Genomic DNA, 15,401 nt, shown 5'->3' on the forward strand with positions numbered 1-15,401 from the left:
CCCCTGTTACAAGGAAGATCGACGGATGAGCAGACTTGTTGTTGTTTCCAACCGCCTTGCTGATCCTCGCAAGCCCGCCGCCGGGGGCCTAGCTGTGGCCCTGGGCGAAGCACTGAACCGGACCGGGGGACTCTGGTTTGGCTGGAGCGGCACCGTGGTCGAAGGTGGCACACCCGGCGAGGGCGAAATGCACACCCGCCAGGCAGGCGCCGTCACCCTGGCCACCGTGGACCTGTGCCGCGAAGACCACGACAGCTACTACCACGGCTACAGCAACAGCGTGCTGTGGCCGGTGTTTCATTACCGGCTGGACCTGGCCGACTTCAACGCCAGCTACATCGCAGGCTACCGGCGCGTGAACCAGATGTTTGCGCGCAAGCTGCTGCCGCTGCTGCGCGACGACGATGTGATCTGGGTGCACGACTACCACCTGATCCCGCTGGCCGCCGAGCTGCGCGCCATGGGCTGCAAGCAGCGCATCGGGTTCTTTCTGCACATCCCCATGCCGCCGCCGCTCATCATGGCGGCCATCCCGCAGCACGAGTGGCTGATGCGTTCACTGTTTGCCTACGACCTGGTGGGCCTGCAGAGCGAGGCCGATGTGGCGCATTTCACGCGCTATGTGCGCAACGAAGGCAGCGCCGAAGCGGTGGACGAAAGGCGCGTGCGCGCCTTCGGCGCGACGGTGGTGGTGCAGTCGTTTCCCATCGGTATCGATGTGGACGAGTTCACGCGCCTCACGCACGCCCCCGACGCGGTGGAGACCTACGAGAACATGCGCGACGAGTATTCGCGCAGACGCCTGCTGCTGGGCATTGACCGGCTCGACTACTCCAAGGGCATCCCGCACCGCGTACGGGCCTTCCGCGAGCTACTGGACCGCTACCCGGAAAACCGGGGCAGCGCGACCATGATCATGATTGCCTCGCCCAGCCGTGACGACGTGCATGCCTATGCAGACTTGCGCCAAGAGTTGGAGGGCCTGTGCGGCTCGGTCAACGGCGACTATGGCGAGCTGGACTGGATGCCCGTGCGCTATATCCACCGCATGGTGGCGCGCAAACGTGTGCCCGGCCTGTGCCGCGCCGCCGCCGTAGGGCTGGTCACACCGCTGCGCGACGGCATGAACCTGGTGGCCAAGGAATACGTGGTGGCGCAAGACCCGGAAAACCCCGGCGTGCTGGTGCTGTCACGCTTTGCCGGTGCGGCAGAGCAGCTGAAAGAGGCGCTGCTGGTGAACCCCTACGACCCCCAGGGCATGGCCGACAGCATCCAGCAGGCGCTGCAGATGCCACTGGCCGAACGGCAGACGCGCCACCAGAGGCTCATGGCGCGCATCAAGGAACACGACGTGCACTGGTGGCGCAAGGCGTTTCTGGATGCGCTGCAGACGGCGGGCTAATTTGAGATAGCAGGGCCGCAGCGGCGGCCGCTGCACTACAACAGCTTGGTGATCAGACTGACCACAAAGCTCAGCAGCAGCGTGGATGCCAGCGGCACATCCCAGTCCCGCCCCAGCCACCGAAACCGGAAGTCCCCGGGCAACCGCCCAAAGCCCATGCGGCGCAGCAGCGGCGACAGCCAGCTGATGAACATCAGGGCCAGGAGAATGACGAGGAGCCAGCGGAACATGGTGCGCCCAGTGTAGGCGCCACCGCATTCGACTAGGCGATGGCGGTTTCGGCCAGTTGGGCCAGCGCCTGGGCATGCAAATGTGGCGTGGCAGCGGCTACCACCCGCCCATCTGATGCCGCCGTGAGCGCGCGGCCCTGCCAGTCGGTAATGCGCCCGCCCGCGCCCTCGACCAGGCAGACCAGCGAGAGGTAATCGTACGGCTGCAGCCCTGCCTCCACCACCAGGTCCACGTGCCCCCCCGCCAGCTGGGCATAGGCATAGCAGTCGCCGCCAAACCGGCGCAGCGCGCACTGGCGGCTCAGCGCGTCAAAACGCTGCCAGTCGGCCGCACCAAAGGCGTCCGGAGAGGTGGTGTAGATGCGGGCCTGCGCCAGTTGCTCGCACCGGCTGGCCCGCACGGGCTGGCCATTGCACTGCGTCAGCTGGCCTGCCAGCCCCGTCCAGCGCTCACCCAGCACCGGCAAATCCATGAGCCCCAGCACGGGCCGCCCCTGGTGCAGCAGTGCAACGAGCGTGCCCCACAGCGGCGATCCGGTGATGAAGCTCTTGGTGCCGTCGATGGGATCGATCACCCACACGTACTCGGCGTCCAGCCGCTCGCGGCCATGCTCCTCGCCCAGGATGCCGTGCGTGGGTGCCTGCGCCCTCAGAACCGCGCGCATCGCAGCCTCGGCCTCGCGGTCGGCAATGGTGACCGGGCTCTCGTCCGCTTTGGTCAGCACATCCAGCGGGGTGCGGAAGTACCGCAGCGAGTGGACGCGGGCCGCATCGGCCAGGGCGTGCGCCAGGTCCAGGAAGGGGGAAACGGGGGTTGGCAAAGTGTTCATGGGAATGTGCAAGGAAAGAGGTGCGGGCAGTGGTTGGGCAATGGGGAAGGGCCTACCGCTCGGCATGAACGGGTTGGCATATTTAGTGCTTGTGTATTTTCGTGCAAAAACAATAATTTGCACAAGTGCAATAAAACGCACACATTTGGTGAACAAATTCCCTGGCCTGCGGCGACCCCGCACTGTTTTTTGGCAACACACCGTTCTGGAGAAATTCATGCGCACTCGCTCCTCCCTCTTTGCCGCCCTGCGCCTGCTGCCCGTGTTGGGCGCCTTGGCCTGCGGGCTGACCGCCGCCCGGGCGGGCACCGTCACGGCCTACACCGCGCTCGAAGAAGACGAGATCAAGGAATACCTGGCCGCCGCCAAAAAGGACTTGCCCGATGTGGATGTCAAAGTGCTGCGCCTGTCCACCGGCGACCTGGGCGCGCGCATCCTGGCCGAAGCTGCCAACCCGCAGCACGACGTGATCTGGGGCTGGGCGCTGACCAACACGCTGGACCCGCGCATCACCGCCCTGCTGGAGCCCTATAGCCCCAAGGGTAGCGACAAGCTGGCTGCCAAGGACAAGGCCGCCGATGGCAAATGGTTCACCACCACCGGCTACATGGCCGCGTTCTGTGTGAACACCGAGGTGCTCAAGGCAAAGAAGCTGCCCATGCCCACGTCGTGGAAGGACCTCACCAACCCCGTCTACAAGGGCGAGGTCGTCATGCCCAACCCGGTGTCCTCGGGCACAGGCTACCTGCAGATTGCCGCGCTGATCCAGTCGCGCGGCAATGACGAGGGCTGGAAGCTCATCAAGGCCATGGACGGCAACGTGGCGCAATACATCAAGTCGGGCTCGCGCCCCTGCAAGGCGGCGCGGGCGGGTGAGTTTGCGATTGGCACCTCGCTGGCGTTTGCGGCCATGCAGTCGGTGGACGAGGGCTACCCGGTCAAGATGGTGATCCCCACCGACGGCGCGGGCTATGAGCTGGAAGCCTCGGGCCTGATGGCCAGCTCCAAGAACAAGGCCGACGCCAAGCGTTTTCTGGACTGGACGCTGTCTCCCGGCGCAGCGCAGCTCTACACCAAGTACAAGGAAATCGTGACCGTGCCCGGCGTGCCGCAATCCAAGGCCGCTGCGGCGGCAGGCCTGCCCGCCGACCTCTCCAAGGTGCTCTACCCCATGGACTTTGCCAAGTCCGCCAAGGAACGCGACGCGATCCTGGGCGCCTGGCAAAAGACCATCGGCCGCTGAACCGCTGTACCGAATCGCTGCACTGAACCGCACTCCCCGAGGACCACACACCATGTCCCTGCAGATCACCGACCTGCACAAGAGCTTTGACGGCCAGGTCGCGCTCGAACGCATCCACCTCGCCGTGGGCGCCTCGGAGTTTGTATGCCTGCTCGGCCCCAGCGGATGCGGCAAGACCGCGCTGCTGCGCATCATCGCGGGGCTGCTGCCTTCCGATGGCGGCCGCATCACGCTGGGCGGCCGTGACCTGGCCACGCTGCCGGCGCGCGACCGGGGCTTTGGCATCGTGTTCCAGTCGTACTCGCTGTTCCCGCACATGACGGTGGCGCAGAACGTGGGCTACGGCCTGGCCATCCACCGCACACCGCCCGACGTGGTGCAGGCGCGCACGGCCGAGCTGCTGGACATGGTGAAGCTGGCCGACTATGGCGGGCGCTACCCGGCGCAGCTGTCGGGCGGCCAGCAACAGCGCGTGGCCATCGCGCGGGCACTGGCGGTGAACCCTTCGCTGCTGCTGCTCGACGAGCCCCTGTCGGCGCTGGATGCACGCGTGCGCGCTGACCTGCGCCATGAGCTGCGCGAGGTGCAGCGCCGCCTGGGCATTCCCACCATCATGGTCACGCACGACCAGGAAGAGGCCCTGGCCATGGCCGACCGCATCGTCTGCATGCAGGGCGGGCGCATTGCACAGGCGGGCTCGCCGCGCGAGCTGTACCTGGCGCCGCGCACCCGCTTTGTGGCCAACTTCATGGGGCACAGCAACCTGCTGCCGCCCGCCCAGGCACGGCTGCTGCAGCCCGCGCTGGGCGGGGCCCCCGAAGGCATGGCGCCCGAATCGGCCCTGCTGTGCATCCGCCCCGAACGCCTGCAGCTGCAAGCCAGCGCGCAGGGCGCGGGCCGCGTCACCGGCACCACCTTCCTGGGCAGCATCCAGCGGGTGCAGCTGCGCTGGAACGACATGGACCTGCTGGCCGAATCCAGCAGCGCCAGCACCTGGGAGGCTGGCCAGAACGTGGACATCTCGGTGAGCGCGAAGGACTGCGCCTGGGTGCACGCATGAACACCACCGCAGCCCTCCACCTGCCGCCCATGCATGCCAGCGAGCGCTGGCTGCTGCGTGCCTGCCTGCTGCTGCCGCTGGCCGCGCTGGTGCTGTTCTTTGGCGTGCCCATGCTGGCCATTGCCTGGCGCAGCCTGGTGCAGGACACGGGCGGCATCGGCTGGGGCAACTACGCCGCGCTGCTCGACACCCCCGGCGTGTGGCGGGCCCTGGCCAACAGCCTGCTGCTGGGCGCGGTGACCACGGCCGTCACGCTGGTGCTGGCCTTCGTGGTGGCGTTTGGACTGGAGCGCACCGGCATGCCGGGTCGCCGTTTTGTGACCGGGGCGCTGGCGCTGCCCATGCTGGCACCCTCGCTGGTGCTGGGGCTGGGCTTGATCTTCCTGCTGGGGCGCAACGGCATCGTAGGCAAGATGCTGGGCGTACGACCCGAAATCTATGGTTTTTGGGGCCTGTTGATTGCGGACGTGCTCTATGCGCTGCCGCAGGCCGTGCTCATCATGCGCACCGCGCTGCGCCAGGGCGATGCCCGGCAGTACGACGCCGCCGAGGTGCTCGGCGCCACGCCCTGGCGGCAGTTTTGCGACATCACGCTGCCGCAGGCCCGCTACGGCCTGCTGAGCGCAGGGTTTGTAGTGTTCACCATCACCATCACCGACTTTGGCAATGCCGTGGTCATTGGCGGCAACTTTGCCGTGCTGGCCACCGAGATCTACAACCAGGTCAGCGGGCAGATGAAGTTTGGCATGGGCGCGGTGGTGGGCATGCTGCTGCTGGCGCCCGCCGCGTTGTCGGTGTTCATCGAACGCATGGCCGCACAGCGCGCCGGGGCGGGGGCCGAATCAGCCCTGCCGCCCACGCCCACGCACCGCCCGGGGCGCGATACCGCATTCTTCATCGCCTGCATGGGCATTGCGGGCAGCATCGTGGCCCTGGTGCTCACGGTGGTGGTGGCCAGCTTCATTCGGCTGTGGCCCTACCGGCTGGACCTCACACTCAAGCACTACGACATCACCATTGCGGGGGGCTATGCGCCGCTGTGGACCTCGGTGTGGGTGTCGGCGCTGGCCGCCAGCGTGGGCACGGTGATGCTGTTTGTGCTGTGTTTTGGCATCCGCCGCCTGCCGGGGCGGCTGGCGCAGGTGGCCACGGCGCTGTCGGCCTTGCCGGTGGGCGTGCCCGGGCTGGTGCTGGGGCTGGCCTATGTGTTCACCTTCAACACCGCCACCTGGCCCTGGGGCATGCTGTATGGCACGGCCATCTTGCTGGCGCTGTGCAACTACTACCACTACCACACGCAGGGCTTCATGACCATGATGACCGGCATGCGCAACGTGCCCACCACGCTGGAAGACGCCACCACCGTGCTGGGCGGTAGCACCGCCCGCGTGCTGCGCGATGTGTACCTGCCCGCGCTGCTGCCTACGCTGCTGGCGGTGCTGGTGTTCTTGTTCATGCGCTCCATGGTCACGCTGTCGGCGGTGATCTTCCTCATCACGCCCTCGCTGCCCATGGGGGCGGTGACGGTGATGCGGCTGGACGAAGCAGGGCTGACCTCGCAGGCGGCAGCGTTCTCTACCTGCATCATGGCGGTGGTGGGGTCGCTGGCGCTGCTGCTGCACTTTGGAGCGCAGCGCCGAAAACCAGGTTCCAAGGCCGCCTAACATCGCCACCATGCTGCAAGAAGAACGTTTCCTCCGCATCCGCACCCTGCTGTCCACGCTCTCGCGCGTGAGCACGGAGCGCATTGCGCAAGACCTGGACGTGTCCCGCGAAACCGTGCGTCGCGACATCCTCGCGCTGGAGTCGCAGGGCATTTTGCGGCGCGTGCACGGGGGCGTGGTGGCCCAGGGGCCAGAGCCAGAACCCCCACTGGCCGTGCGCCAGGCCGTGCGCGCGCGTGAAAAGCGCGCCATCGCCCGCGCCGCCCTACAGCTGCTGCAGCCGGGGCAAACGCTGTTCATTGATGCGGGCAGCACCACCACCCTGCTGGCCGAAGCACTGTCCAGCCTGTCGGGCCTGACCATCATCACCAACGGGCTGAACGTGGCGCTCAAGCTCGCTGCGGCCGACGCAGGGCGCAACACGCGCAACGACGTGATCCTGCTCGGTGGCCGCACCGACCCTGCCGTGCAGGCCACGCACGGCGACACCACCGTGGCCGAAATCCACCGCTACCGCGCCGATGTGGCCCTGCTCTCGCCCGTGGGCATCAGCGTGCACAGCGGCGCCACCAGCTTTGAACACCACGAGGCCGCCGTGGCCCGCGCCATGGCCGCGCAGGCCAAAGAGCTGATCCTGCTGGCCGACCACAGCAAGGTGGGGCAAGCCAGCCGCGTGACCTATGCCAGCCTGGCCGACGTGGGCTCGCTGGTCACCGACGCAGGCGCCCGCGCCCTGCCCGCCTTCTCGGCACTGCAGGCAGCGGGCTGTCACATCGTAGTGGCCTGAGGCATTCACAGGGGGCAGAGCACACCATGGCCTACCAGCACACCATTGGCGGCGAGCGCTGGCAGTTCAGCGACCTGCGCGAGGTGATGGCCAAGGCCACGCCGCTGCGCTCGGGCGACGCCCTGGCAGGCGTGGCAGCCACATCGGCTGTGGAGCGCATGGCCGCGCGCCTGTGCCTGGCCGACATCCCCCTGACGCGCTTTCTGAGCGAGGCGCTCATCCCCTACGAAAGCGACGAGGTCACGCGCCTCATCCTCGACACCCACAACGCCGACGCGTTCGCGCCCCTCGCCCACCTCACCGTGGGGGACTTCCGCAACTGGCTGCTGGCCCACGGCACCGACAGCGCCATGCTCGCCGCCGTGGCACCCGGCATCACGCCCGAGATGGCGGCGGCCGTGAGCAAGCTCATGCGCAACCAGGACTTGATCGCCGTGGCGCGCAAGTGCCGCGTGGTCACGCGGTTTCGCAACACCATCGGCCTGCCGGGCCACCTGGCCGTGCGGCTGCAGCCCAACCACCCTACGGACGACCTGCGCGGCATTGCGGCGTCGATGATCGACGGCCTGCTGTATGGCGCGGGCGACGCGGTGATTGGCGTGAACCCCGCCACCGACAGCATCGCCGCCCTGACCGGGCTGGTGCACATGCTGGGCGATGTGATCGAGCGGCTGCAGATCCCCACCCAGTCGTGTGTGCTCACGCATGTGACCAACACCATCCAGATGGTGGAGCAAGGCGCGCCAGTGGACCTGGTCTTCCAGTCGATTGCGGGCACCGAAGCGGCCAACGCGAGCTTTGGCATTTCGCTGGCGCTGCTCCAAGAAGCGCGCGAGGCGGCACTGTCCCTGCGGCGCGGAAAAAACTTTGGCGATGGAGTGGGCGACAACGTGATGTACTTTGAAACCGGCCAGGGCAGTGCCCTGTCGGCCAACGCGCACCACGGCGTGGACCAACAGACCTGCGAGGCGCGGGCCTATGGCGTGGCCCGCGCGTTTGCGCCGCTGCTCACCAACACGGTGGTCGGCTTCATCGGCCCCGAGTACCTGTACGACGGCAAGCAGATCATCCGCGCGGGCCTGGAAGACCACTTCTGCGGCAAGCTGCTGGGCGTGCCGCTGGGCTGCGACGTGTGCTACACCAACCACGCCGAGGCCGACTCGGACGACATGGACACGCTGATGACGCTGCTGGGCACGGCGGGCCTGACTTTCATCATGGGCGTGCCGGGGGCGGACGACATCATGCTCAACTACCAGAGTACTTCGTTCCACGACGCGCTGTATCTGCGCGAGGTGCTGGGCCTGCAGTGCGCACCCGAGTTTGGCGCCTGGCTGCAGCGCATGCACATCACCGATGCAGGCGGACGCCTGCTGCCTGCCCACGACCAACATCCGGCGCTGGCACAAATGCGGCAATGGAGGCTGGGCGCGTGACACACGAACCAGCGCCACACGGCATCCCTCCCGACCCTTGGGACGACCTGCGCGCCCACACCCAGGCGCGCCTGGCCCTGGGGCGTGCGGGCGCAGCCCTGCCCACGGCCGAGCTGCTGCGTTTTGGCCTGGCCCACGCGCAGGCGCGCGATGCCGTGCACATCCCGCTGGCCGCAGAAGCGCTGGCCGCCCAACTGCAGGCCCAGGGCTGTGCGACGCTCCCCGTGCACAGCGCCGCCCCCGACCGCGCCACCTACCTGCTGCGCCCCGACCTGGGCCGCCGCCTGTGCGACGCCGATGCGCAGGCGCTGCGCGTCCTGGGCGATCAGCACAGCGGCGGCCGCCCCGTGGACCTGCTGCTGGTGGTGGCCGACGGCCTCTCGTCCCTGGCCGTGGCGCGGCAGGCGCCACCGCTCATCGACGCGATTTGCCAACAGGCGCCCGCCGGCTGGCAGCTGGGCCCCGTGGTGATTGCCCAACAGGCCCGCGTGGCACTGGGTGACGAGGTGGGCGCGCTGTTGGGCGTGCGCCTGGTGGCGGTGCTGATCGGCGAGCGGCCAGGCCTCAGCTCGCCCGACAGCCTGGGCATCTACCTCACCTGTCACCCGCAGGTGGGGCGCAACGATGCGCAGCGCAACTGCATCTCCAACGTGCGGCCCGAGGGTCTGCCCCCCGCCGCCGCCGCTGCGCGCCTGTGGTGGCTGTGCCAGGAGGCGCGGCAACTGGGGCTGACGGGGGTGGGACTCAAGGACCGCAGCGATGGGATAACGCTGGTGGCGGGGAGCTCCCACAAGATCTCCGACCGTTCAGGCTGAACCGGTCAAAGCCAAGGAAACTTCAAGCCAAATTCGGCTCTAGCGCTTGCCCACCAAGCGCCTGCAGCTATCTTTCTCGAAGCACACGAATACCTGGATCACAACCGGTGCGACCGGTCCCCGTGCGCAAACCCCACGGGTTCCCAGGGCTCGCCTGCCCCCACGGCCAGCACCTTGAACAGCTCGCCCATCTCGTGTTCCATGATCAATTTGGCCGCTGTCGCCCGCTGGACTTGCGGTTGTTGCTCCATTTTGGGGAGCAACCCACAGTTGATGAGGAAATGCGCCTGCGTGGTGTAGCCCAGCACGTTCAGGCCCGCCTCCTGCGCGGCCAGCGCCATGGCGGTGAAGTTGACGTGGGCGGTGATGTCCTTGAGCCCCACCGCCACCAGCGGGTCGCCATCGGCCAGGTGGCCCTGGTGGCACATCACGGTGCCCATGTGGCGCTGGGGGTGGTAGTACTCGTCTTCGCCAAATCCATAGTCCAGCAAGAAGGCTGCACCGCGCGTGAGCCGGTCGGCCAGCATGCGCATGAAGCCTTCGCCCTGGGCGTGGATCTCGGTCAGGTAATCCTGCGGGCCTTCGATGTCGATGGGCGGGCGCAGGTCGGTGGGGCGGTCGGCCCAGGCAAAGTGGCCGTCTTCGGCCACCACCACGCCGCGTTCGTGCCACACACCGCCCTGCTGGCCGCCGTGGCGGGCGAGCAGCTGCACGGGCATGGCATCGAGCACCTCGTTGCCCACCACCACGCCGCTGAATTTCTCAGGCAAGGCATCCACCCAGCGCAGCTTGTGGGCGTGCGCCACCAGCTTGGCCTGCTGGCGCGCGCGCAGGCTGCCCGACAGGTCGACGATGGTGTAGCGCTGCACCTGATCGCCCAGCGTTTCCAACAGTTGCAGCGCCAGCGCGCCGGAGCCCGCGCCAAACTCCCACACCTCGTCGGTGGCGGTGTGCGCCAGGGCTTCACCCACCTGCACGGCCAGCGTCTGGCCGAACAGTGGGGTCATCTCGGGCGCGGTCACAAAGTCGCTGCCGGACTCGGGCATGGCGCCGAACTTGGTGGAATCGTTGGCGTAGTAGCCCAGGCCGGGCGTGTACAAGGCCAAGGCCATGAAGCGGTCAAAACCCAGCCATCCGCCCTCGGCGGCAATGGCCTGGGTGATGTGCTGGTGCAGGGCGGTCGTTAAACTGTCGGGTCTTTGGGTCACGGCCCGCATTGTCTCCCAGCCCACATGCTTACTCCCTCCCACCCACGCACCGTTCTGGTCACAGGCGCCGCCAAGCGCCTGGGCCGCAACATTGCGCTGGCCCTGGCGGCGGGTGGCTGGCAGGTGGCGGTGCACTATCGCTCATCGCAGCAGGATGCTATCGATACCGTAGCTGCTTGCGCACGACTGACAAGCGCTAGCGCCCATTTTGATGCTGATTTTGAGGATGAGGCCGCCGTGCGCGGCTTGTTGCCCCGCGTGGTGGCGCACTTTGGCCGTGTGGATGCGGTGGTCAACAGCGCCTCGTTGTTCGAGCATGACAACGCCGCCACCTTTGGTTTTGCCGCGCTCGAAAAGCACCTGCGCAGCAACACCGCTGCCCCCGTGCTGCTGGCCCAGGCGCTGCACCAGCATGTGGCCGACCGCGCGGCCCAGGGCGAGGCCGATGCACAGGGCGCCGTGGTAAACCTGCTCGACCAAAAGCTCTGGAACCAGAACCCCGATTTTGTAAGCTACACGCTCTCCAAGGCTGCACTCGAAGCTGCGGGCACCATGCTGTCCATCGCCCTGGCGCCGCGCGTGCGTGTGGTGGGCGTGGCACCGGGCCTCACGCTGACCAGCCACATGCTCAGCGACGAAAAGTTTGCCCAGTTGCATGCCCTCTCCCCGCTGGGCCGCTCATCCACCGCCGAGGACGTGGCGAGTGCGGTGAAGTTTGCGCTGGAGAACCGGTCGATGACCGGCACCACACTGCTGGTCGACGGTGGCCAGCATCTGATGAAGTTTGACCGCGATTTCTCTTTGATGTGAGCGCCCGCTCACTCCAGGACCTATTCATGACCACCGCTGCAGGCACCCAGATCCTCACGCTCACCGGTTTGCGCTTTGACGCCAACCTGGGCATCCTCGACCACGAAAAGACCGACCCCCAGCCCATCCAGGTCGATGCCGAACTGAGCCTGGGCGTGCAGCCGCTGGCCCCGCGCGACGACGACATCGGCCATGTGCTGGACTACCGGCGTGTGCGCCAGATCATCATCGACGAGTGCACGGCCGAGCATGTGAACCTGCTGGAGAGCCTGATCGGCAAGCTGGCCAACCGCCTGATGCAACTGCCCGGCGTGCTGGGCGTGCGGGTGAAGATTGCCAAACTCGAAATTTTTGACGACTGCGAAGTGGCCATTCGCGTCGAGACAGGACAGTGGTGACCCCATGAGCGCAGTATTGAACGAAGCCCCCACATCCAACCCCGGCTCCGCCCAATCCACTGGCTGGACGGAGGAAAGCACCGAAGCCGCCAGCGGCGCCGCTCGCATGAAGATCGAGCGTGAAACCCACAAGCTGGAAAAGCGCCTGTGCCGCGAAGTCGGCAAGGCCATCGTCGACTTCAACATGATTGAAGAAGGCGACAAGGTGATGGTGTGCATGTCGGGTGGCAAGGACAGCTATGCGCTGCTGGACATCCTGCTCAAGCTCAAGGCCCGCGCGCCCATCCACTTTGACCTGGTGGCGGTGAACCTGGACCAGAAGCAGCCGGGCTTCCCCGAGCATGTGCTGCCCGAATACCTGGCCAGCACCGGCGTGCCGTTCCACATCGAGAACGAGGACACCTACAGCATCGTCAAGAAGCTGATCCCCGAGGGCAAGACCACCTGCAGCCTCTGCAGCCGCCTGCGCCGGGGCATTCTGTACCGCGTGGCCGACGAACTGGGCTGCACCAAGATCGCGCTGGGGCACCACCGGGACGACATCCTGCAGACGTTGCTGCTCAACATGTTCTTTGGCGGCAAGATGAAGAGCATGCCCCCCAAGCTGGTCAGCGACGACGGCAGGCATGTGGTGATCCGCCCGCTGGCCTACGTGGCCGAGAAGGACACCACCCGCTGGGCGGCGCACCGCAACTTCCCCATCATCCCGTGCAACCTGTGCGGCAGCCAGGAGAACCTTCAGCGCAAGCAGGTGGGCGAGATGCTGCGCGAATGGGAAAAGCGCTTCCCCGGCCGCGTGGAGAACATGTTCAACGCCCTGCAGAACGTGGTGCCCTCGCACCTGCTGGACGGCAGCCTGTACGACTTCAAGAACGCCAAGGCCACCGGCATCGCCAGCGAAGACGGCGACAAGGCCTTTGACAAGGAAGAGTTTGCGGCGCCATCGCCATCGCTGCCCGGCGTGCAGGTGGTGCAACTGTCGTGAACTGCCGGGGCCAGCGGCACTCTCACGGAGATCCTTGTTTCAGGACACTCTGACCATGACACAGCGCCGATGGATTCCCGCCCTGCTCCTGGGCCTCACCGTCACCCTGCTCGCAGGCTGCAGCACCACCCGCGTGGTGGAGGGCCAGGTGCAGAGCTTCTCAACGCTGGCGGCCGTGCCCGCACCTGCCACGTACCGCATTGAGCGCCTGCCTTCGCAGCAGGCCCCTTCGTTCGACACCATCACCACACTGGCCGAACAGGCCCTGGCGCGCGCGGGCCTGCAGCGCGACGATGCTGCGCCCCGCCTGCTGGTGCAGCTGGGCGTGCAGGCCGACGCCGTGCCGCGCTATGACCCGTTCCGCCCTTACGGCCCCGGCCCCTGGGGCATGGGCGGCCGGTATGGACGGGGCTGGGGAGTGCATGGCATGTGGCGTTTTGGCGAGCCCACGCCCCTGCACCGCCGCGCGGTCAGCATCGTGATGCGCGACGCCAGCACCCAGGCCGTCGTGTACGAAACCTCCGCCGTGCACGAAGATGTGTGGGTGAGCGATCCGGCCGTCTATGGCGTGCTGTTCGACGCCGCACTCAACGGCTTTCCGAAGCCGCCCGAGGGGCCACGGCAAGTACGCCTGCCATTGGTTCCGCCCTCACACTGATTCCCTATACGCCTGTCTATTGCATGCACGCCACCCGCATCGTTGCCATCCGCCACGGCGAAACCGCCTGGAACGTGGACACCCGCATCCAGGGCCACCTGGACATCCCGCTCAACGACACCGGCCTGTGGCAGGCCGCCCAGGTCGCGCAGGCCCTCGTGGGCGAGCCGATTGCAGCCATCTACTCCAGCGACCTGCAACGCGCGCACGCCACCGCCCAGGCCGTGGCCCACACCACAGGCGCCCCGTTGAAGACTGAGCCGGGATTGCGCGAACGCAGCTTCGGGCACTTTCAGGGCCGCACGTTTGCCGAGATCGAGGCAGAACTGCCCGAGGACGCCTTGCGCTGGCGCAAGCGCGACCCGCACTACACGCCCGAGGGCGGCGAGTCCCTTGTCACCTTGCGTGACCGCATCGAACGCACCGTGACCGCGCTGGCGCAGCAGCATGTGGGCGAGCAGGTGGTGATGGTGGCGCACGGCGGCGTGCTCGACGTGCTGTACCGCCTGGCCACGCGCCAGGACATCCAGGCGCCGCGCACCTGGCAACTCTCCAACGCCGCCATCAACCGCCTGCTGTGGACGCCTGACGGCCTCACCCTCGTCGGCTGGGCGGACACCCAACACCTTGACCAGATTGTCCTGCGCGATGAAAACCACGCCTGAATTGCAATCCACCATCGGCCAGCGGGTGGACGCTATCGACACCCCCGCCCTGGTGGTGGACCTGGATGCCATGGACCGCAACATCCAGCGCATGGCCGACTTCGCGCGAAAGCACCACGTGCGCTGGCGCCCCCATGCCAAGCTGCACAAGAGCGCCGAACTCGCGCTGCTGCAGCAACGCGCTGGCGCCCAGGGCGTGTGCGTGCAGAAGGTCGCTGAGGCCGAGGCGCTGGCCGCTGGCGGGGTGGATGACATCACCATCACCAACCAGGTCATTGCCATGCCCAAGCTGCACCGCGTGGCGCGGCTGGCGGCGCTGCTTGCGGCACGCGGCGGTCGCCTGGGCGTGGCCGTGGACCACATCGACGGCATCGAACGCCTGGCCGAAGCCATGGCGCAGTACGGCAGCGACGCGGGCATTGATGTGCTGGTCGAGATCGACGTGGGCCAGGGCCGCTGCGGCGTGCCGCCGGGCGAGGCCGCCGTGCCTCTCGCACTGGCTGTGTCGCGCAGCCCCCGCCTGCGGTTTGCGGGGCTGCAGGCCTACCATGGGCGCGCCCAGCACTTGGCCAGCAGCGTGGGTCGGCGCGAGACCATCGCCGCTGTCGTTCGCGCGGCGGATCACACGCGCCAGCTCATCGAAGCCGCAGGGCTGCCCGTTCCGCTGATCACCGGATCAGGCACAGGTACCCTGGTTCATGAGGCCGCCAGCGGCGTGTTTGGCGAGTTGCAGGCGGGCTCGTTTCTGTTCATGGACACAGATTACGCGCGCAACGAACGCGATCCTGCGCAGCCCGCGTTTGAACATGCGCTGTACGTCAAGACCCAGGTGGTGTCGGTGCGCGACACCCACGCCGTATGCGACGCCGGTCACAAGAGCCACGCCATTGACTCCGGCCTGCCCACGGTGGCCCTGCTGCCCGCCGACCGCACCCTGCGCTATGCCAACGGGGGCGACGAGCATGGCTTGCTCTACGCGGACGCTCCCGATGCCCGCCTGCCCAGCCTGGGACACATGCTCTGGCTCATCCCTGGCCATTGCGACCCCACGGTCAATCTGCATGACTTTTTGATCGGCGTGCGCGGCGGTTTGGCGGCCGGCACGGTGGAGCGCATCATCCGGGTGGATGCACGGGGAGCGCTGACATAGGCGCAGCCCTCTAAACACCGGCGCTATAGGGGTTCACCTGCCCCGGTGTGAGCTGGCTGC

Annotated in this window: 16 protein-coding genes; 13 read left to right on the forward strand and 3 right to left on the reverse strand. The window is 67.2% G+C overall.

The features are described from left to right. The first annotated feature begins 25 nt into the window (after window positions 1-25). Window positions 26-1,402, forward strand: coding sequence for an alpha,alpha-trehalose-phosphate synthase (UDP-forming) (gene otsA, locus ATF69_RS04930; RefSeq protein ID WP_146870066.1), 1,377 nt, complete (start codon window positions 26-28; stop codon window positions 1,400-1,402). Window positions 1,403-1,437: 35 nt separating this feature from the next. Here otsA and ATF69_RS04935 read toward each other — a convergent pair whose 3' ends face one another. Beyond that, a complete protein-coding gene (locus ATF69_RS04935; protein WP_056745516.1) occupies window positions 1,438-1,632 on the reverse strand; it encodes a DUF2905 domain-containing protein in 195 nt (64 codons plus the stop codon). A gap of 32 nt (window positions 1,633-1,664) precedes the next feature. Further along, window positions 1,665-2,462, reverse strand: a complete 798-nt coding sequence (gene hisN / locus ATF69_RS04940; RefSeq protein WP_146870067.1) for a histidinol-phosphatase — start codon at window positions 2,460-2,462, stop codon at window positions 1,665-1,667. A 217-nt stretch (window positions 2,463-2,679) separates the two neighbouring features. On the opposite strand from hisN, the gene ATF69_RS04945 reads away from it, so the two are divergent. From ATF69_RS04945 to eutC, 6 genes are read left to right on the forward strand one after another with little or no spacing between them, the layout of a single operon-like run. Next, a complete protein-coding gene (locus ATF69_RS04945) occupies window positions 2,680-3,705 on the forward strand; it encodes an ABC transporter substrate-binding protein (protein WP_146870068.1) in 1,026 nt (341 codons plus the stop codon). Between the two features lie 52 nt (window positions 3,706-3,757). Beyond that, window positions 3,758-4,765: an ABC transporter ATP-binding protein gene (locus tag ATF69_RS04950; RefSeq protein WP_146870069.1), complete on the forward strand. Its 1,008-nt coding sequence runs from the start codon at window positions 3,758-3,760 to the stop codon at window positions 4,763-4,765. After that, entirely contained in the window at window positions 4,762-6,429 is a 1,668-nt protein-coding gene (locus ATF69_RS04955) for an ABC transporter permease subunit (RefSeq protein ID WP_146870070.1), read from the forward strand. Before ATF69_RS04950 ends, ATF69_RS04955 begins: the two co-directional genes overlap by 4 nt. A 10-nt stretch (window positions 6,430-6,439) precedes the next feature. After that, the gene (locus ATF69_RS04960) at window positions 6,440-7,216 is read left to right on the forward strand and encodes a DeoR/GlpR family DNA-binding transcription regulator (protein WP_146870071.1); all 777 of its coding nucleotides are present in this window, start codon (window positions 6,440-6,442) and stop codon (window positions 7,214-7,216) included. Window positions 7,217-7,242: 26 nt separating this feature from the next. Beyond that, the gene (locus ATF69_RS04965; RefSeq protein ID WP_146870072.1) at window positions 7,243-8,652 is read left to right on the forward strand and encodes an ethanolamine ammonia-lyase subunit EutB; all 1,410 of its coding nucleotides are present in this window, start codon (window positions 7,243-7,245) and stop codon (window positions 8,650-8,652) included. Continuing rightward, on the forward strand, window positions 8,634-9,467 hold the full coding sequence (gene eutC / locus ATF69_RS04970; RefSeq protein WP_146870073.1) for an ethanolamine ammonia-lyase subunit EutC: 834 nt from the start codon (window positions 8,634-8,636) through the stop codon (window positions 9,465-9,467). The genes ATF69_RS04965 and eutC overlap by 19 nt, the downstream gene beginning before the upstream one ends. A 98-nt stretch (window positions 9,468-9,565) precedes the next feature. On the opposite strand, the gene ATF69_RS04975 is transcribed toward eutC, so the two are convergent. Next, on the reverse strand, window positions 9,566-10,684 hold the full coding sequence (locus ATF69_RS04975) for a class I SAM-dependent methyltransferase (RefSeq protein ID WP_146870719.1): 1,119 nt from the start codon (window positions 10,682-10,684) through the stop codon (window positions 9,566-9,568). A 15-nt stretch (window positions 10,685-10,699) separates the two neighbouring features. Between ATF69_RS04975 and ATF69_RS04980 the strand changes: the two genes are divergently transcribed. From ATF69_RS04980 to ATF69_RS05005, 6 genes are read left to right on the forward strand one after another with little or no spacing between them, the layout of a single operon-like run. Then, window positions 10,700-11,485, forward strand: coding sequence for an SDR family oxidoreductase (locus ATF69_RS04980; RefSeq protein WP_146870074.1), 786 nt, complete (start codon window positions 10,700-10,702; stop codon window positions 11,483-11,485). Window positions 11,486-11,511: 26 nt separating this feature from the next. Beyond that, window positions 11,512-11,883 carry a dihydroneopterin aldolase gene (locus tag ATF69_RS04985; RefSeq protein ID WP_055396414.1) on the forward strand — a complete coding sequence of 124 codons (372 nt, stop codon included), beginning with the start codon at window positions 11,512-11,514 and terminating at the stop codon, window positions 11,881-11,883. 4 nt (window positions 11,884-11,887) lie between these two features. Then, the gene (gene ttcA, locus ATF69_RS04990; protein ID WP_208758692.1) at window positions 11,888-12,868 is read left to right on the forward strand and encodes a tRNA 2-thiocytidine(32) synthetase TtcA; all 981 of its coding nucleotides are present in this window, start codon (window positions 11,888-11,890) and stop codon (window positions 12,866-12,868) included. 55 nt (window positions 12,869-12,923) lie between these two features. Further along, the gene (locus ATF69_RS04995) at window positions 12,924-13,526 is read left to right on the forward strand and encodes a DUF4136 domain-containing protein (RefSeq protein WP_146870075.1); all 603 of its coding nucleotides are present in this window, start codon (window positions 12,924-12,926) and stop codon (window positions 13,524-13,526) included. Window positions 13,527-13,549: 23 nt separating this feature from the next. Continuing rightward, a complete protein-coding gene (locus ATF69_RS05000) occupies window positions 13,550-14,191 on the forward strand; it encodes a histidine phosphatase family protein (protein ID WP_056059569.1) in 642 nt (213 codons plus the stop codon). After that, a complete protein-coding gene (locus ATF69_RS05005) occupies window positions 14,175-15,341 on the forward strand; it encodes a DSD1 family PLP-dependent enzyme (RefSeq protein WP_146870076.1) in 1,167 nt (388 codons plus the stop codon). Before ATF69_RS05000 ends, ATF69_RS05005 begins: the two co-directional genes overlap by 17 nt. The last annotated feature ends 60 nt before the right edge of the window (window positions 15,342-15,401 follow it).

This window comes from Acidovorax delafieldii, from assembly GCF_007993815.1.
In the GTDB taxonomy this organism is placed as follows: Bacteria; Pseudomonadota; Gammaproteobacteria; order Burkholderiales; family Burkholderiaceae_C; genus Acidovorax; species Acidovorax delafieldii.